The following is a 17,185-nucleotide window of genomic DNA, read 5'->3' on the forward strand; positions in this document are numbered from 1 at the left end:
GAAAGGAACGAGGAGAGCTAGGATGGATAAATTAGTTGAGCGTATCAAAACACACGGGAACGTCTTGGGTGAAGGGGTTCTCAAAGTGGACCAGTTTTTGACCCACCAAGTGGATTATGAGTTGATGAGAGAAATCGGTACAGTTTTTGCAGAACGATTTCAAGAAAGTGGGATCACCAAAGTAGTGACCATCGAAGCTTCAGGGATCGCACCAGCACTTTATACTGCAGAAAAGTTGCAGGTACCAATGATCTTTGCTCGAAAAGCAAAGAGTCTGACGATGGATGAAGAGTTGTTGACCGCATCGGTCTATTCCTTTACTAAGCAAGTGACCAGCCAAGTATCGATTTCTAAGAAATTCTTATCTTCAGATGATACGGTATTAATAATTGATGATTTCTTAGCAAACGGACAAGCTGCAAAAGGATTGATCGAATTGTGTCAGCAAGCAGGAGCAAAAGTCGTTGGCATTGGGATCGTCATTGAAAAATCATTCCAAACTGGTCGACAATTGCTTGAAGAAATGGGAATCCCCGTTGTTTCCTTAGCACGAATCGCCTCATTGTCGGAAGGCCAAGTTAGCTTTTTAGAAGGAGATGCCTAATGAAAGAGACGAATAGCCGTTCAGCAGTTTTAGGCTTGCAGCATTTGCTAGCGATGTATGCAGGAGCTGTTGCCGTCCCTTTGTTGATTGGAACAGGCCTCGGCTTTAATGAAGCGCAGATGACGTATTTGATCTCGATCGATATTTTCATGTGCGGAATCGCTACGCTTTTGCAATTAGTCGTCACCCGCTTTTTTGGGATCGGCCTACCAGTCGTTTTAGGTTGTGCCATCCAAGCTGTCTCCCCATTGATTTTGATTGGCACCAAATCAGGAATCAGTGCGATTTACGGAGCGATCATTGCTGCTGGGATTTTCATTGTCTTGATCGCCGGCATTTTTTCGAAAATCAAAGTTTTGTTCCCTCCATTGGTGACAGGAACGGTGATTACCGTCATCGGCTTGACCTTGATTCCAGTCGCCATCACCAAAATCGGTGGAGGGGATGCCGCAGCTGCTAACTTTGGTGATCCAACGAATTTATTGTTAGGCTTTGTGACGATTGCGCTGATCATTGGCGTGCAAGTGTTTGGCAAAGGCTTTATTCGCTCGATTGCCGTACTGATCGGTTTGATCGGTGGGACTATTTTAGCAGCATTATTAGGCTTGGTTGATCTTTCTGCCATCACTCATGCACCTGTGTTTCATTTGCCACAGCCTTTTTATTTCGGTTTACCAACCTTTGATCTGTGGTCGATCGTCTTGATGATCATTATTTCCATCGTTAGTTTGGTAGAATCCACAGGCGTTTATTTTGCACTGGGAGACATTACTGAAAAACCGATTACAGGCAATGACTTAAAGCGCGGCTATCGTGCGGAGGGCTTGGCGGTGATCCTTGGTGGGATCTTCAATACGTTTCCTTATACTGGATTTTCACAAAACGTAGGTTTGGTTCAACTTTCAGGCATTAAGACGCGCCGTCCGATTTTCTTTTCAGCAATCTTTTTGATCGTATTAGGGTTGTTTCCAAAAGTCGGTGCCATCGCACAGATCATTCCAGAGGCAGTGCTTGGCGGCGGCATGTTAGTGATGTTTGGCATGGTGGCTGTTCAAGGGATGAGAATGCTGAGCAAAGTTGATTTTATGAATGACAAGAACTTGTTAGTGATTGCAGTATCAATCGGTTTTGGTTTAGGGTTCAATATGATGCCCACTTTATTCAGTCAAATGCCTGAAACCGTTCAAATGTTTACAGGCAATGGGATCGTCATGAGTAGTTTGACTGCCATTGTTTTGAATCTGTTCTTTAATGGGCTGCCGAAAGAAACAGACGAAGTGACGGAATTGCGCTTGCAACAGTAAGTTTATTTGATCCAGACGAGGATTCGTCTGGATTTTTTGTATTGTTCCTTTATTTGTCTTATTATCGGTTATCTGACGTGTTGAATACATATCTTTGAGATAAAAGCGAACAATGAAAAGTAAAATTTGTTAATAGTTCGAAAATATTTTGACATTGCACGGGCTACTCGTTACTATTTAGAGGTGAAAGTGATTGTTAGCAGAGCCATGTGACTTCGGGATATCTCAGACGTAGCGACAAAAGGTTGCTAACAAAATGATTTTCGTAAGAAAAATACTTCTGAGGTTTATTCAGAAGAGAATCGTAAAGAATCGTTGGAGGGAAAATTGAATGAAACCAGCAGTTGCAGTGATTATGGGAAGTCAATCAGATTGGGAAACAATGAAGGAGTGCTGCTTGATTTTAGATGAGTTAGCGATACCTTATCAGAAAAAAGTCATTTCGGCACATCGTACACCAGATTTGATGTTCGAATTTGCAGAAACAGCCCGAGAAAAAGGGATTAAAGTCATTGTTGCAGGAGCGGGTGGCGCTGCCCATTTGCCGGGAATGGTGGCAGCTAAAACAACATTGCCGGTCATTGGTGTTCCCGTCCAATCACGCGCATTAAACGGTTTGGATTCCCTTTTATCGATCGTGCAAATGCCGGGTGGTGTACCAGTAGCAACAACGGCGATCGGAAAAGCTGGCGCAACTAACGCAGGACTACTTGCAGCCCAGATGCTTTCCATGTATGATTTAGAGATAGCGGAGAAATTAGACGCACGAAGAAATACATTAAAAGAAATCGTATTGGAAAGTAGTGATCAACTTGATTAAACCTTTAATGCCCAACGCAACGATCGGAATCGTTGGCGGAGGACAGCTAGGTCGTATGATGGCAATGAGTGCCAAAGAAATGGGCTTTCGGGTTGGCGTTTTAGACCCTACTGCCAATTGTCCAACAGCCCAAGTCGCTGATTGGCATATTGTTGCTGCCTATGATGATGTGTTTGCTTTAGAAGAAATGGCTCGACGTGCCGATGTAATCACCTATGAATTTGAAAATGTCAGTGTTGAAGCATTGAACTCTATTTTGCCTTACTCACATATCCCTCAAGGCACCGATCTGTTAGCAATCACTCAAGATCGTTTGTTAGAGAAGTCATTTTTAGAGGCAAACAATATCGTGATTGCACCTTATGCCACGATCATCAGCCCGACAGACATCCAAGATGCCATCGATAGCATTGGTTACCCTTGTGTATTAAAAACCACCAGAGGCGGCTATGACGGAAAAGGACAGCACGTGCTTTACAGTACGGCTGATTTGGCGCCTTCCATGAATTTACTTCGCGAAGGAACTTGCGAATTAGAAGCATGGATTCCTTTTGAAAAAGAATTATCGATTTTAGTTGCCGGTAATGGAGAAACCTTTACCACTTTCCCAGTGGTAGAAAACATCCACCGTAACAATATTTTGCATCAAACGATCGCTCCTGCGCACATTGATCCAGAAGTTGCCGAAGAAGCCAAACGGATCGCTCACATTATTGCAAAAGCTTTGGATCTGCAAGGCGTTTTAGCCATCGAAATGTTCCTGACCAAAAGCGGCGGCTTGTATGTCAATGAATTGGCGCCACGTCCGCATAATTCGGGTCACTATTCGATCGAAGCTTGCTCCATGAGTCAGTTTGACGCTCATATCCGCGGCATCTGTGGCTGGCCGTTGCCGGAAGTTTCTTTGCTTTCACCAGCAGTCATGGTCAATGTCTTAGGAGATGAATTGACAGAAACCTATGATCTGATTGCCACAAAACCTGCTTGGCAATTTCATTACTATGGCAAAGAAGAAGCAAAAACCGGTCGCAAAATGGGACATATCACTATTTTGACGGAAGACATTGCAGAAACCACTGAAGAAATCTATCAAACCAATATTTGGGATTAAAGGAGATAAAAACATGTTAGAGCGTTATACAAGACCAGAAATGGGTGCTATTTGGACCGATCAAAATCGCTACCAAGCGTGGCTAGAAGTCGAGATTTTAGCTGACGAAGCTTGGGCGGAATTAGGAGAGATACCGAAAGAGGATGTTGCATTGATTCGTGAAAAAGCATCCTTTGATATCGACCGTATCTTAGAGATCGAAGCGCAAACGCGACATGATGTGGTTGCTTTTACCCGAGCAGTCTCTGAATCTTTGGGTGATGAAAGTAAATGGGTCCACTACGGCTTGACGTCGACGGATGTTGTTGATACGGCGTATGGTTACTTGATGAAACAGGCCAACGATTTGATTCGGGAAGATTTGAACCGTTTCGTGACGATCATTGGTGAAAAAGCCAAAGAATACAAGCATACCGTGATGATGGGACGTACCCATGGTGTTCATGCGGAACCAACGACCTTTGGCTTGAAATTAGCCTTGTGGTATTCAGAAATGAAACGCAATGTTGAACGTTTTGAGCGGGCAGCAAAAGGGATCGAAGCTGGAAAGATCAGTGGTGCTGTTGGAACCTTTGCAAATATCCCTCCATTTGTCGAAGAGTATGTCTGTGAAAAACTAGGGATTCGTGCGCAAGATATTTCCACGCAAGTATTGCCTCGTGACCTACATGCAGAATATTTTTCAGCAATGGCATTGATCGCAACCAGCATTGAGAAATTCGCCACCGAGATCCGTGGACTACAAAAATCAGAAACGCGGGAAGTTGAAGAATTCTTCGCCAAAGGACAAAAAGGTTCTTCTGCCATGCCCCATAAGCGTAACCCAATCGGTTCTGAAAATATGGCCGGACTTGCAAGAGTCGTTCGCGGTCATATGGTGACGGCTTATGAAAATGTCTCCCTTTGGCATGAACGGGATATCTCACATTCATCGGCAGAACGGATCATTATTCCGGATACGACGATTTTGATCGATTACATGCTGAATCGCTTTGGCAATATCGTCAAAAATCTGACCGTTTTCCCAGAGAATATGAAGCGCAATATGAATGCGACCTTTGGATTGATCTACAGCCAACGGGTGATGTTGAAATTGATCGATCACGGGATGACCAGAGAGCAAGCCTATGACTTGGTTCAGCCGAAAACAGCGCAAGCTTGGGATGAACAAACGGATTTCCGCCCATTGTTAGAAGCTGATCCAGCAATCACGGATGTTTTGACCAAAGCTGATTTGGATGATGCGTTTGATTACAACCATCATTTAAAACAAGTTGACACGATCTTTGAACGTGTCGGTTTAGCCGAATAAAAAAAGCTGCAACCTTGAGACCTCCGTCTTAAGGTTGCGGCTTTTTTAATAATTTTCAGCTAAGTAGGTCAATAGATCAGGTGCTAAACCAGTTGCTGATTGGTTTTCCTGGCGATCTTCTAACATGGAAACCATCAGAAATCCTTGATCTTGCGAATCGAAGGCGAATAAGAAGCTGTTTTCTTGGCCTTTTTCATCTTGCTTTTCTTTGATTTCAGCAGTTCCTGTTTTGGCAGCTAGCGGAATGTTCAGCGCTGCCAAAGAGTGTGCCGTTCCGTTGGCATCTGAGACAACAGCTGTCAAATCTTGATTGATTTGCTCAATCGTCTCTGGTTTAAAGACTTCTTTGTCTTTTTGCTCTGCCTCTTTCAATAAACGAGGATAAACCAGTTTTCCTTGATTGGCAAAGACCGAATAAGCAGCAGCTTGCTGAATGGGATTCAGTAACAGTTCTCCTTGTCCATAGCCGGTATCTGCCAGTAAAATCTCTGAGTTGAAGGAGTCTTCATTGGAAATTTGAGCAGGATTCATCGCAATCGGTAAATCCAACGTTTCACCAAAAATCAATTTCGACAAACCGTTACGAAAAGCATCTTCACCCATAGCTAAGGTTTGTTGTGCCATATAGATGTTATCAGAGTAAACCAGTGCATCTTTTAGATTGACAGAAGCTACGTCGCTGACTCTGGTGACAAAGTAGTCCCCCCACGAGCTGTCTTTTTGCCACTTCAATCCATCGATCGCAATACTTTGGGTAGGGTCGATCGTACCATTTTCTAAGCCAATCGCTGCCGTGATGGTCTTAAAGGTCGAACCTGGTGCATAGGCCGTAGCAAAGCGGCTGATGAAAGGCAAGTCTTCGTTTTGTTCATACGCATCGTAGTCTTCTTGGGAGATCCCTTGGGTCATTTTATTGGGATCATAACTCGGTGAGCTGGCTAATACCAGCAGATCACCGGTTTTTGGTTCTGTGACGACCGTGGACCCCGCCTGATTTTGTAAGGCGTCAAAAGCTGTCTTTTGGGCTTGTGCGTCAATGGTCAGTTGGATATCTTTACCATCTGCCCGTTCTTTTTCTAAAAGAACCGATTTTTCAGCACCGTCTTCATCTGTGATGGCGATTTTTCCGCCATTTTCGCCCCGCAACTCTTTGTCAAAGGCAGCTTCCAGACCACTACGACCAATTTGTCCGTTGCTTGCTAGCGTTTCATCCTTTTCGATATCTTCTGCAGTCACGTTCCCTAGATAACCAATCAACTGGGCAGCGGCTTCTCCAAGAGGATAAGTCCGTCCCGTCGTTTCTTTTAAACTTGTTCCAGTTGGCATTTCATCGGTTGGTTCGATAATCTTCAAGGGAACGAACAACTCATCTTGGACCCACGATTGAGCCAATGCTTGATCGATCGCATCTTCTGTTAGGTCAAAACGCTCCGCGATTGCTTTGATATTGGCGGTTTTTTCGTCTCCCGTACCCAGCTGTCCTGGAATGACGCCTAGTTGATAGAGCGTGCCATTTTCTGCTAGCGGTTCGTTGTTTCGGTCTAAGATTTCTCCACGTGTGGCATTATCTACAGAGATACTAACTTTGTCTTGTCCTTCCATTCCCGGAAAAATCAATTGAGGCGACCAATCGATCTTGGCTTGGTCATCAGCCAGAGTAATCGTGCCACTATAAGACAGCTCGGTTAATTCACCTAACGAGGTGGTTAAGGAACCGTTGTATTGGAAATTGAATTGATCGGAATCCTTATCATCGGGCGTTACCTCAATTCCTGAAGCTTTAAATGATTCGGCACCGATACCAGTGAAAATCGCTTCGTATTTTGCTGAGACTTCGTCTGCGGTAAAGCCGTTTGATTCCAAACTTTCTTCGGTCAGTAAAGCAGATAGATTGCTGTACTTCTGATCAGATATAGCACCGATAAAGGAATTGAGGACTTTTTTTGCTGCTGCTTCTTCTTGTCGATTTTGATAGACTGTATAGCCATAATAACCGCCACCAAGTACTAATAAGGCGGCAGGGAGTGCCAGCCAGACGAAACGCTTAGGTTTTTTCGCTGGTTTTTCTTTGCGAGAGCGCCGGTTTTCTGACATATTATTGTTCCTCCTTTAGTGCCGACAAACGGGCGTGATAAAGCGGCAACAGCGTTTGATAAACTGCTAAAATATCCGCCATCTCAACGTCTTCGATCATTTTTTTCGGAAAAATCTTGCCAATCTGAAGTTCACTTTTTTTGACTTTCTGTAATCGTTCTAAGTAGGTTGGCCATTTAGCGATTGGAGAGTGGTCATACTTGGTATGATCAGGAGATAGCGTAAAGTCTGCTGGCAATTGATCAAATAATTCTTTTTGAGCCAGCCAAGATTCCGCGATCGTTGCTTGATTTTTCGGTTGATCGATCACACTGAGCCAAACAAAGACATACGCTTGATTGATCCCAATTTGAAAGTGGGCATCCATTTTATAACCACGCTTGTTAGGGCCGATCCCCGCCCACGTTTCGGCAGGAGGGTAGACGGTTCTACGCCGATGCTGAGCAATATGCAAATAAAAAGGTTCGTGACAGCTTTCTTCAAATAATGGGATCGCTGCCTCGCCGATGGTTTGGAAAATTGGCTGGATCTCTGAACGGATTTTTTCCATTCTTTCTTCTAATGTTTCTAAAGCAAAAACATCAAATGACTGTTTTGTAAATAGCATAATCGTGTCCTTTCTTTTGTCTGAAAACAGTATAACAAAAAAAGCCCGTAAAATTTCGGGCTTTTGTTTTTTTTATCTTTTTTTTATTTAGTGATCACTAGCTAATTCGCAGCGGGACTTAAGTTAAAGGTAGGGGCAAGGCTTTGTTCCTTCAAAAGATGCAGAAGATCATCCAAGAAAGAAAAATCCATTTCTTCTAAGTTAAAATAAATACGGAAAGAATACGTATGTTTAAATAAGCTTTGACGATGAATCTGGTGAATGATCAATTCGTCATTGCGGCCATTTTGAAATTGTAAGACTCTTTTTTGTTCTTCCGCATAGTGAGGACGTGCCCCTTTTTTGAAGGGACTGAATACATAGAAACTTGTTTGTTGGTTGATGGAAAGGATTTGCTGCACGGCCAATAATTCGTTATGGAGCTGTTGTTTTTCTTTGTCTGATAAATGAGCTAAAAAAAGTTCAGCACGATTCTTTAGCGACCACATATAGTACTCCTCCTTGAATGTAGCTACAATACGACCTAAATATAGCATGAAAATAGAATGTTGTAAACGCTTTATAAAACCCTTCGCCAGTCAAACGGGAGAGGTAAACTTGCTTGACGGGATAAAAGGCGAACATTCGTGTTTATTAATGTGTAAATGTACAGATAATCGTTGACCCGCTTTTTCAGCGTTGTTAGAATAATAAACAAATAAAGATGTGTGTCATCGCTATGTGAAAAATAATACTTAACTGAGGTGGATTATGGAATTAGAAGTGCTTCTTTATGAAGGAAAAGCCAAGAAATTGTTTAAAACCAACGAAGAAGATGTGTTGAGAGTCCTTTATCTGGACCAAGCAACTGCGCTGAACGGTTTAAAGAAAGATGCAGTCGCAGGGAAGGGTGCCCTAAACAATCAGATCACTGCGCATCTTTTTCAGCGTTTAGCTGATAAAAATGTCCCAAGTCACTTTCTTCAATTAGTGTCTAAACACGAACAATTAATTCGAGCTGTCACCATGATTCCTTTAGAAGTCGTTGTTCGCAATACGGCTGCTGGTAGTTTTTCAAAGCGCTTGGGCATCGAAGAAGGAACCAAACTGCCAAAGCCGATCGTGGAGTTTTACTACAAAGAGGATCGCTTAGATGATCCGTTTATCAATGACGATCATGTGTTCTATTTGGGTCTTGCCACAAAAGAGGAACTGGACCTGATCAAAAAACTGGCACTACAAGTCAACGCTGCGTTACTGGAAATCTTTGCAAGTATCCAGATTCAACTGATCGATTTTAAAATCGAGATCGGCAAAACCAAGAAGGGCGAGTTGCTCCTGGCTGATGAGATCTCACCAGATACTTGCCGCTTATGGGATATGGGTACAAATGAACATCTTGATAAAGATGTCTATCGTCGTGATTTAGGGGACATCGTTCCTGTTTATGAAGAAGTTTTAAATCGTTTAGAAAAGGAGAATTCAACATGTATTTAGTCAAAGTTTACGTCACTTATAAGGAATCTGTTTTGGACCCTCAAGGAGAAGCCGTCAAAGGAGCTGTTCATCGCTTAGGATATCAAGATGTCAGTGATATTCGCATCGGGAAATACTTTGAAATCAAAGTGACACCTTCCAACAATCAAACACAAGCAGCAGTAGCAGAGGAGATTGAAGCGATCTGTGACAAACTTTTAGCAAACGTCAATATGGAAACCTACCGTTATGAAATAGTTCAAATGGAGGAAGCAGCCCTATGAAATTTGCAGTGATCGTCTTTCCTGGATCAAATTGTGATGTTGATTTGATGTGGGCAATCAAAGATATCATGGGGGTAGAAGCAGAATATGTGCGCCATGATGCAGAAAGCTTAGCCGGTTTTGACGGTGTTTTGCTTCCAGGAGGATTTTCTTATGGTGATTACTTAAGATGCGGAGCGATTGCCCGTTTTTCTACGATCATGTCAGAGGTCATTCGTTTGGCAAATGAAGGCAAACCTGTCTTTGGTACCTGCAATGGGTTTCAAATTTTAACGGAAGCGGGCTTGTTACCAGGGGTTTTACAAAGAAATGAATCATTGCATTTTATTTGCAAGCCGGTCCGTCTGCAAGTGAATAATCGAACAGCTTTTACTTCTGAATATGAAACGGATCAAGTCATTACGCTTCCTGTCGCTCATGGTGAGGGCAATTATTATTGTGATGAAACGACTTATCAGGAATTGGTTGCCAACAATCAAATCGTTTTCCGTTATGAAGATAACGTCAACGGCAGTCTACACAATATCGCTGGTATCTGCAACAAAGCAGGCAATGTCCTAGGCATGATGCCTCATCCAGAACGAGCGATGGAAAGTTTATTAGGCTCAGAAGATGGCAAGAAGTTTTTTGCTTCATTATTGAAAAATTTTGGGAAGGTGCCGGTAAATGGATAAAATGATCGTAAAAGAACCTACACCACAAGAAATCAAAGACACGAAATTATACGAGCAATGGGGATTGACCCAAGAAGAATATCGGATGATCTCAGAAGATATTTTGGGACGTTTACCAAACTATACCGAAACTGGACTCTTTTCAGTGATGTGGAGTGAACATTGTTCTTACAAAAATTCCAAACCTGTTTTGCGGAAATTCCCGACAGATGGGCCGCAAGTACTGCAAGGTCCGGGAGAAGGTGCGGGTATCGTGGATATCGGCGATGATCTAGCTGTCGTATTTAAAGCGGAAAGCCATAATCATCCTTCTGCGGTGGAACCTTATGAAGGAGCAGCAACTGGTGTTGGTGGAATCATCCGCGACATCTTCAGTATGGGAGCAAGACCGATTGCTGTTTTAGACTCCTTACGATTTGGTGAGTTAGATAATCCAAGAACGAAATATCTTTTGGAAGAAGTCGTTGCTGGGATCAGTGGCTATGGCAACTGTATTGGGATTCCGACCGTCGGTGGTGAAGTGGCATTTGATCCTTGTTATGAAGGCAATCCATTAGTCAATGCCATGTGTGTAGGGATCATTGCTCACAAGGATATTCAAAAAGGGCAAGCCAAAGGTGTTGGAAACACCATCATGTATGTCGGCGCAAAAACAGGACGCGACGGGATACACGGGGCGACTTTTGCATCGGAAGAATTTGTCGAAGGAGAAGAACAACAACGTTCCGCCGTACAAGTCGGTGATCCTTTTATGGAAAAACTTTTGTTGGAAGCTTGTTTGGAATTGATCGTGGATCATTCGGACATTTTAGTCGGAATTCAAGATATGGGTGCTGCTGGATTGGTTTCTTCTAGTGCCGAGATGGCATCAAAAGCCGGATCAGGGTTGCGTTTAACGTTAGATGATGTTCCACAACGAGAAACCAATATGACGCCTTATGAAATGATGTTGTCAGAATCCCAAGAGCGGATGCTGATCTGTGTCAAAAAAGGGCATGAAGCTGAAGTGGAAGCCCTCTTTAAGAAATACGATCTAGAAGCAGTCGTGATCGGTGAAGTGACGGATGATGGCAACTATCGTTTGTTCCATCATGGACAGGAAGTCGCTAATTTACCAGTGGATGCGTTAGCTGAAGATGCACCGACTTACTACAAAGAGATGGCAGAACCAGCACGGATCAAAGTGTTTAAGGAAACACCGGACTTTGTTCCAGTGATTCATTCAGCAACGTCTGTATTTGCGGATCTGCTGCAGCAGCCGACGATCGCTTCGAAACGCTCGATTTTTGAAACCTACGATTCGCAAGTTCGTACCAATACCGTGGTAGGACCCGGCAGTGATGCGGCCGTTTTACGAATCAAGGGAACCAATAAAGCCTTGGCGATGACGACTGACTGTAATGCTCGTTACCTTTACTTAGATCCTGAAGTCGGCGGACAGATCGCAGTTGCAGAAGCTGCTCGAAATATCGTCGCTTCCGGTGGGCGTCCATTGGCGATCACTGACTGCCTTAACTTCGGCTCGCCAGATAAACCAGAAGGATTCTGGGAGTTATCTACGGCTGCTGACGGGATCTCAGAAGCTTGTTGTGTACTAGAGACACCAGTAATCTCTGGGAACGTCTCCTTATACAACGAAACGGACGGACAATCGGTCTATCCAACGCCTGTAATTGGGATGGTCGGATTGATCGAAGAGCTGGCGCATATCACGACGCAGCATTTCCAAGCAGCAGGGGATGTGATCTATGTCCTAGGGGAAACCCATGCTGATTTCAATGGGTCTGAATTGCAAAAACTGCAGACAGGAAAGATCGCTGGGCGTTTAATGTCCTTTGATCTTGAAACAGAAAAAACGAACCAACATTTGGTTACCGCAGCGATCCAAGCAGGTCTTGTTCAAAGTGCCCACGACTGTGCCGAAGGTGGTTTAGCGATCGCTTTAGCCGAATCCGCTTTTGACAAGGGCTTTGGTCTAAATGTGACCGTGTCATTGCCAGCAGCACAATTGTTTTCAGAAACCCAATCCCGTTTTGTGCTTTCAGTCGCACCTGATAAGCAAGCAGCTTTTGAAGCACTGGTAGGTGCTGCTGCAATAGCGATCGGGGAAGTGACTGCTGATGGCCAGATTCGCATGCAAGCACAAGATGATACGATCGAGATGCCCCTTACTGAGGCGAAATTGAAATGGGAGGAAGCCATTCCATGTTTAATGAAGTAAAGAGCCTCAACGAGGAATGTGGGGTTTTTGGTGTTTGGGGTCATCCAGATGCCGCTCGTGTCACCTACTTCGGACTACACAGTTTGCAACATCGCGGCCAAGAAGGTGCTGGGATCGTCACGAATGATGCGGGAAAACTCAATGGTCACCGTGATTTAGGTTTGCTAGCGGAAGTGTTTTCGGATGAACGTGTCCTCCAGCGTCTGACAGGAGATGCTGCCATTGGTCACGTTCGTTACGCAACTGCTGGTAATGGTAGCGTTGATAATATTCAACCATTTTTATTCAAATTTTTTGATCAGCAGATTGGCTTAGCTCATAACGGCAACTTGACGAATGCGAAAAGTCTACGGAAATCATTAGAAGAGGCTGGTGCGATTTTCCACTCGAATTCCGATACAGAGATTCTCATGCACTTGATCCGTCGCAGCGAAGAACCGCTTTTTATGGATCGGGTCAAGGAGGCATTAAATCAAGTTAAAGGTGGATTTGCGTACCTTTTACTGACGGAAAATGCCATGATCGCAGCACTAGACCCCAATGGCTTTCGGCCATTGTCAATCGGGAAAATGGTCAATGGTGCTTATGTGGTGGCTTCAGAAACCTGTGCGTTGGAAGTCATCGGTGCGGAATTTATTCGTGATGTCCGACCGGGCGAAGTCGTGATCATTGATGATGCAGGCATTCAAATCGAGCAGTATACCCAAGAAGTACAACCGGCGATTTGTTCGATGGAGTTTATTTATTTTGCCCGTCCTGATTCCAACATCGCTGGCGTCAATGTTCATCGTGCCCGTAAAAATATGGGCCGTCGCTTGGCAAAAGAGGCGCCGATCGAAGCGGATATGGTCATTGGTGTACCGAATTCATCCTTATCTGCTGCCAGCGGGTACGCAGAAGCTTCAGGTATTCCTTATGAATTGGGCTTAGTAAAAAATCAATACATTGCACGAACGTTTATTCAACCGACACAGGAGTTAAGAGAGCAAGGCGTGCGAATGAAGCTCTCAGCTGTTCGTGGCGTAGTCGAAGGCAAACGAGTGATTCTAGTCGACGATTCGATCGTCCGAGGAACCACCAGCCGCCGTATCGTGCAACTGCTAAAAGAGGCAGGTGCCAAAGAAGTTCATGTGCGTATCGGTTCGCCGCCTTTGCGCTATCCATGTTTTTACGGGATCGACATTCAAACGAGAAAAGAATTGATCGCAGCCAAATATACGGAAGCTGAGATTTGTGAAAAAATCGAAGCAGATTCTTTGGCCTTTTTAAGTGAAGACGGGTTGATCGAAGCGATCGGTTTAGATTTCGACGCACCTTACTCAGGATTGTGTATGGCCTATTTCAATGGCGATTATCCAACCCCTTTGTATGATTATGAAGAAAACTATCTCGCGTCTTTAGCTGAATAAGCTGAATAAATAGTAGGCAAAAATGGTTTTTCAAACGAAGCAGTGAAGGACCGCTGGTTTACTTGCGTTAACGACGAATGAGCTGAATGAAGAAAAGCGGATGAATGATTGAGGAGGAACGAACGTGGCAAATGCATATGCAAAAGCCGGTGTCGATGTCGAAGCCGGTTATGAAGTAGTCGAACGGATCAAAAAGCATGTGAAACGAACAGAACGGCTAGGCGTGATGGGGGCAATCGGGGGCTTTGGTGGCTGTTTTGACTTATCATCGTACCAATTGAAAGAACCGGTACTCGTTTCTGGGACAGATGGTGTAGGAACCAAGCTTTTGTTGGCGATCCAACAAGAACAGCACACAACGATCGGCATTGATTGCGTCGCGATGTGCGTGAATGATATCGTCGCTCAAGGGGCAGAACCTATCTACTTCCTTGACTATGTTGCAGTTGGTAAAAACGATCCGGCAAAGATCGAACAAATCATTGCTGGTGTCGCAGAGGGCTGTGTGCAAGCGGGGGCTGCCCTGATTGGTGGGGAAACCGCTGAGATGCCGGGGATGTATCAGCCAGAAGAATATGATCTTGCTGGTTTCGCCGTAGGGATCGTCGAAAAAAGTCGCTTGATCACTGGAGAAACCATTAAAGAAGGCGATGAGCTGATTGGTTTGCCTTCTTCAGGCATTCACTCCAATGGGTACTCTTTAGTCAGAAAAATCTTTTTTGAACAGCATGGCTATACAGGAGCAGAAACGTTTGCGGAACTTGGTAACCAAACGCTTGCAGAAAGTTTATTGACGCCAACGAGAATTTACGTTGATGCACTGAAACCTTTATTGACAGAAGGATTGTTAGCTGGAATTTCTCATATCACTGGTGGCGGCTTTGTTGAAAATATCCCACGGATGCTGCCTGAAGGTCTGGCGGCAGAAATCGCCTTAGACACTTGGCCGCAGTTGCCAATATTTGATATGATCGCTACTCATGGCGCGATTCCTCATCAAGAAATGTTCGAGATTTTCAATATGGGTATCGGTATGGTCTTAGCCGTTGCGCCAGAAAATGTTGCGGCTGTGATGGCACTTCTATCCGCCAATGAAGAACAAGCATACCGGATCGGTAAAGTGACCAAACGTAACAACGAAGCCGTTTGCTTCAAAGAGGCAGTCCGATGAGGATCGCCGTCTTTGCTTCTGGAACGGGCAGCAATTTTACAGCAATCGCCGATGCGATCCAAGCAAATAAAATCAAAGGAGCGCAGATCGGGTTGGTCTTTTCCGATAAACCTACAGCGCCAGTAATAGAAAAAGCCCGCGCGAGAGACTATGAAACGCTTGTCATAGAGCCAGCGGCATTTGCATCAAAAGCAGCCTTTGAAAATAAATTGATCGAAGAATTGCAGGATCATGCCATCGATTTTATTGTTTTAGCAGGGTATATGCGAATCATCGGCAACACTCTATTATCCGCTTATGAAGGCAGAGTCATCAATATCCATCCCTCCTTGTTGCCGAGTTTCCCAGGTAAATCTGGGATCGCCGATGCCTTCGCTTACGGCGTGAAAGTGACGGGAGTGACGGTTCATTATGTCGATGCCGGCATTGACACAGGGCCAATCATTGCCCAAGAAATCGTTCGGATCGACACCGACGATACATTAGCAAATGTGACAGAAAAAATTCATCAAGTAGAACATCAAATCTATCCAGCTGTTTTAGCTGAAATCGTGGAAAAGGGGCTATCGAATCGTGAATAAACGTGCATTAATCAGTGTGTCTGACAAAGAAGGAGTCGTACCATTTGTCCAAGAATTGACCAATTTAGGATTTGAGATTATCTCAACTGGCGGGACAAAAACGGCCTTGGAACAAGCGGGGCTTCAACCGATCGGCATCGAAGCGGTCACAGAATTTCCTGAAATGATGGATGGTAGGGTCAAGACGCTACATCCAAGGGTGCATGGTGGTCTGTTAGGACGGCGTGATCTGCCTTCTCATATGGAGGCAATGGCTGAGCATGGCATTTTACCGATCGACCTTGTTGTCGTCAATCTTTATCCATTTAAAGAAACCATCAGTAAGCTTGACGTCACAGAAGCCGACGCAATCGAAAATATCGACATCGGCGGACCAAGCATGCTACGTTCTGCGGCGAAAAATCATGCCTCAGTAACTGTTGTCGTTGATCCCAACGATTACGACTGGGTTTTAGCTGAGCTGAAGGAAGGCAATACGACGTTGGCATCAAGAAAGAAATTAGCTGCCAAAGTCTTCCGCCATACCGCCGCTTACGATGCCTTGATTGGTGAATACTTGACCAAAGCGGTGGCTGAAACAGAAACAGAGACCTTGACGAAAACTTATGTTTTGAAACAAACATTGCGTTATGGTGAAAATAGTCATCAGAAAGCTTCCTTCTATCAAGATGCATTACCCGTGCCCTATTCGATTGCCAGCGCAAAACAAATCCACGGCAAAGAATTGTCTTACAACAACATTAAAGATGCTGACGCTGCCTTGCGGATCGCAGAAGAATTTACAGAGCCAACTGCGGTAGCCCTAAAGCACATGAATCCCTGTGGAATCGGAAGTGGAGCAACGATTGCTGAAGCTTTCCAAGAAGCTTACGAAGCAGACCCAGTGTCGATTTTTGGCGGGATCATTGTTTTGAATCGTCCAGTTGAAGTGGCAACTGCGGAGCAACTGCAGCGGATTTTTCTTGAGATCATCATTGCACCTGCATTTGAAGAAGAAGCACTAGAAATCTTAACGAAGAAAAAAAATCTGCGCCTGCTGGTTGTTGATTTCGAAAAAGCAGCCAAACAGCCAGAAGTTGTCTCTGTCCTTGGGGGCTTATTGGTGCAAGAACCAGATGATCAAATGGAAACACCAGAAGATTGGACCGTGGTGACAAAGAGAAAGCCAACAACAGAAGAAAGCGCAGCTTTGGTTTTTGCTTGGAAAGCGGTGAAACACGTGAAATCTAATGCCATCGTTTTAGCCAATCAACAGCAAACCGTCGGGATCGGCGCTGGTCAAATGAACCGCGTGGGTTCGGTGAAAATCGCCGTCGAACAAGCCCGTGAAAACAATAAACTGGCTGGTTCAGTGCTGGCAAGCGACGCCTTTTTCCCAATGGATGACAGTGTTGAATATGCAGCGCAACAAGGAATCAAAGCGATTATTCAACCTGGTGGCAGTATCAAAGATCAAGAGTCGATCGACATGGCAGATAAATACGGTGTGGCGATGGTCTTTACTGGTGTTCGTCATTTTAAACACTAAGAAATAGGAG

Annotated in this window: 16 protein-coding genes; 13 read left to right on the forward strand and 3 right to left on the reverse strand. The window is 44.4% G+C overall.

All coding sequences use genetic code 11. The annotated features are described in order from the left end of the window. Positions 1-22 precede the first annotated feature (22 nt). From A5877_RS16005 to purB, 5 genes are all read left to right on the forward strand, one after another. On the forward strand, positions 23-604 hold the full coding sequence (locus A5877_RS16005) for a xanthine phosphoribosyltransferase (RefSeq protein ID WP_016613323.1): 582 nt from the start codon (positions 23-25) through the stop codon (positions 602-604). Continuing rightward, a complete protein-coding gene (locus tag A5877_RS16010; protein ID WP_016613324.1) occupies positions 604-1,908 on the forward strand; it encodes a nucleobase:cation symporter-2 family protein in 1,305 nt (434 codons plus the stop codon). Before A5877_RS16005 ends, A5877_RS16010 begins: the two co-directional genes overlap by 1 nt. A 331-nt stretch (positions 1,909-2,239) precedes the next feature. After that, positions 2,240-2,728: a 5-(carboxyamino)imidazole ribonucleotide mutase gene (purE, locus tag A5877_RS16015; RefSeq protein ID WP_016620876.1), complete on the forward strand. Its 489-nt coding sequence runs from the start codon at positions 2,240-2,242 to the stop codon at positions 2,726-2,728. Beyond that, positions 2,721-3,839: a 5-(carboxyamino)imidazole ribonucleotide synthase gene (purK, locus tag A5877_RS16020; RefSeq protein ID WP_172634721.1), complete on the forward strand. Its 1,119-nt coding sequence runs from the start codon at positions 2,721-2,723 to the stop codon at positions 3,837-3,839. The genes purE and purK overlap by 8 nt, the downstream gene beginning before the upstream one ends. Positions 3,840-3,852: 13 nt before the next feature. Beyond that, positions 3,853-5,151, forward strand: a complete 1,299-nt coding sequence (purB, locus tag A5877_RS16025) for an adenylosuccinate lyase (protein WP_086317282.1) — start codon at positions 3,853-3,855, stop codon at positions 5,149-5,151. 45 nt (positions 5,152-5,196) lie between these two features. Here the strand turns inward: purB and A5877_RS16030 are convergent, their stop codons facing one another. From A5877_RS16030 to A5877_RS16040, 3 genes are all read right to left on the reverse strand, one after another. Continuing rightward, the gene (locus A5877_RS16030) at positions 5,197-7,245 is read right to left on the reverse strand and encodes a penicillin-binding transpeptidase domain-containing protein (RefSeq protein WP_016620874.1); all 2,049 of its coding nucleotides are present in this window, start codon (positions 7,243-7,245) and stop codon (positions 5,197-5,199) included. Between the two features lies 1 nt (position 7,246). Continuing rightward, positions 7,247-7,852 carry a DUF1054 domain-containing protein gene (locus tag A5877_RS16035; protein WP_086317284.1) on the reverse strand — a complete coding sequence of 202 codons (606 nt, stop codon included), beginning with the start codon at positions 7,850-7,852 and terminating at the stop codon, positions 7,247-7,249. 101 nt (positions 7,853-7,953) lie between these two features. After that, complete coding sequence (locus A5877_RS16040; protein ID WP_081118538.1) at positions 7,954-8,388, reverse strand: hypothetical protein; 435 nt, start codon at positions 8,386-8,388, stop codon at positions 7,954-7,956. Positions 8,389-8,602: 214 nt separating this feature from the next. On the opposite strand from A5877_RS16040, the gene purC reads away from it, so the two are divergent. From purC to purH, 8 genes are all read left to right on the forward strand, one after another. Beyond that, complete coding sequence (gene purC / locus A5877_RS16045) at positions 8,603-9,328, forward strand: phosphoribosylaminoimidazolesuccinocarboxamide synthase (protein ID WP_086317286.1); 726 nt, start codon at positions 8,603-8,605, stop codon at positions 9,326-9,328. Beyond that, on the forward strand, positions 9,319-9,591 hold the full coding sequence (gene purS, locus A5877_RS16050) for a phosphoribosylformylglycinamidine synthase subunit PurS (protein WP_005230018.1): 273 nt from the start codon (positions 9,319-9,321) through the stop codon (positions 9,589-9,591). The genes purC and purS overlap by 10 nt, the downstream gene beginning before the upstream one ends. After that, a complete protein-coding gene (purQ, locus tag A5877_RS16055) occupies positions 9,588-10,265 on the forward strand; it encodes a phosphoribosylformylglycinamidine synthase subunit PurQ (RefSeq protein ID WP_086317288.1) in 678 nt (225 codons plus the stop codon). Before purS ends, purQ begins: the two co-directional genes overlap by 4 nt. After that, positions 10,258-12,486 carry a phosphoribosylformylglycinamidine synthase subunit PurL gene (purL, locus tag A5877_RS16060; RefSeq protein WP_176273496.1) on the forward strand — a complete coding sequence of 743 codons (2,229 nt, stop codon included), beginning with the start codon at positions 10,258-10,260 and terminating at the stop codon, positions 12,484-12,486. Before purQ ends, purL begins: the two co-directional genes overlap by 8 nt. Beyond that, the gene (gene purF, locus A5877_RS16065; RefSeq protein ID WP_016613330.1) at positions 12,471-13,895 is read left to right on the forward strand and encodes an amidophosphoribosyltransferase; all 1,425 of its coding nucleotides are present in this window, start codon (positions 12,471-12,473) and stop codon (positions 13,893-13,895) included. Before purL ends, purF begins: the two co-directional genes overlap by 16 nt. A gap of 124 nt (positions 13,896-14,019) precedes the next feature. Continuing rightward, entirely contained in the window at positions 14,020-15,066 is a 1,047-nt protein-coding gene (gene purM / locus A5877_RS16070) for a phosphoribosylformylglycinamidine cyclo-ligase (protein ID WP_005236392.1), read from the forward strand. Further along, positions 15,063-15,647: a phosphoribosylglycinamide formyltransferase gene (gene purN / locus A5877_RS16075; RefSeq protein WP_086317291.1), complete on the forward strand. Its 585-nt coding sequence runs from the start codon at positions 15,063-15,065 to the stop codon at positions 15,645-15,647. Before purM ends, purN begins: the two co-directional genes overlap by 4 nt. Continuing rightward, positions 15,640-17,175 carry a bifunctional phosphoribosylaminoimidazolecarboxamide formyltransferase/IMP cyclohydrolase gene (gene purH, locus A5877_RS16080; RefSeq protein ID WP_086317293.1) on the forward strand — a complete coding sequence of 512 codons (1,536 nt, stop codon included), beginning with the start codon at positions 15,640-15,642 and terminating at the stop codon, positions 17,173-17,175. Before purN ends, purH begins: the two co-directional genes overlap by 8 nt. The last annotated feature ends 10 nt before the right edge of the window (positions 17,176-17,185 follow it).

Origin of the sequence: Enterococcus sp. 3C7_DIV0644 (genome assembly GCF_002141235.1) — a bacterium.
In the GTDB taxonomy this organism is placed as follows: Bacteria; Bacillota; Bacilli; order Lactobacillales; family Enterococcaceae; genus Enterococcus_D; species Enterococcus_D entomosocium.

Bases quoted from the DNA above. Each gene is read 5' to 3' on its own strand.
- A5877_RS16035 (WP_086317284.1), bottom strand. From the start codon at position 7,852: ATGCTATTTACAAAACAGTCATTTGATGTTTTTGCTTTAGAAACATTA.
- purC (WP_086317286.1), top strand. From the start codon at position 8,603: ATGGAATTAGAAGTGCTTCTTTATGAAGGAAAAGCCAAGAAATTGTTT.
- purL (WP_176273496.1), top strand. From the start codon at position 10,258: ATGGATAAAATGATCGTAAAAGAACCTACACCACAAGAAATCAAAGAC.
- purB (WP_086317282.1), top strand. From the start codon at position 3,853: ATGTTAGAGCGTTATACAAGACCAGAAATGGGTGCTATTTGGACCGAT.
- A5877_RS16040 (WP_081118538.1), bottom strand. From the start codon at position 8,388: ATGCTATATTTAGGTCGTATTGTAGCTACATTCAAGGAGGAGTACTAT.
- purE (WP_016620876.1), top strand. From the start codon at position 2,240: ATGAAACCAGCAGTTGCAGTGATTATGGGAAGTCAATCAGATTGGGAA.
- purF (WP_016613330.1), top strand. From the start codon at position 12,471: ATGTTTAATGAAGTAAAGAGCCTCAACGAGGAATGTGGGGTTTTTGGT.
- A5877_RS16030 (WP_016620874.1), bottom strand. From the start codon at position 7,245: ATGTCAGAAAACCGGCGCTCTCGCAAAGAAAAACCAGCGAAAAAACCT.
- purS (WP_005230018.1), top strand. From the start codon at position 9,319: ATGTATTTAGTCAAAGTTTACGTCACTTATAAGGAATCTGTTTTGGAC.
- purQ (WP_086317288.1), top strand. From the start codon at position 9,588: ATGAAATTTGCAGTGATCGTCTTTCCTGGATCAAATTGTGATGTTGAT.
- A5877_RS16005 (WP_016613323.1), top strand. From the start codon at position 23: ATGGATAAATTAGTTGAGCGTATCAAAACACACGGGAACGTCTTGGGT.
- purN (WP_086317291.1), top strand. From the start codon at position 15,063: ATGAGGATCGCCGTCTTTGCTTCTGGAACGGGCAGCAATTTTACAGCA.
- A5877_RS16010 (WP_016613324.1), top strand. From the start codon at position 604: ATGAAAGAGACGAATAGCCGTTCAGCAGTTTTAGGCTTGCAGCATTTG.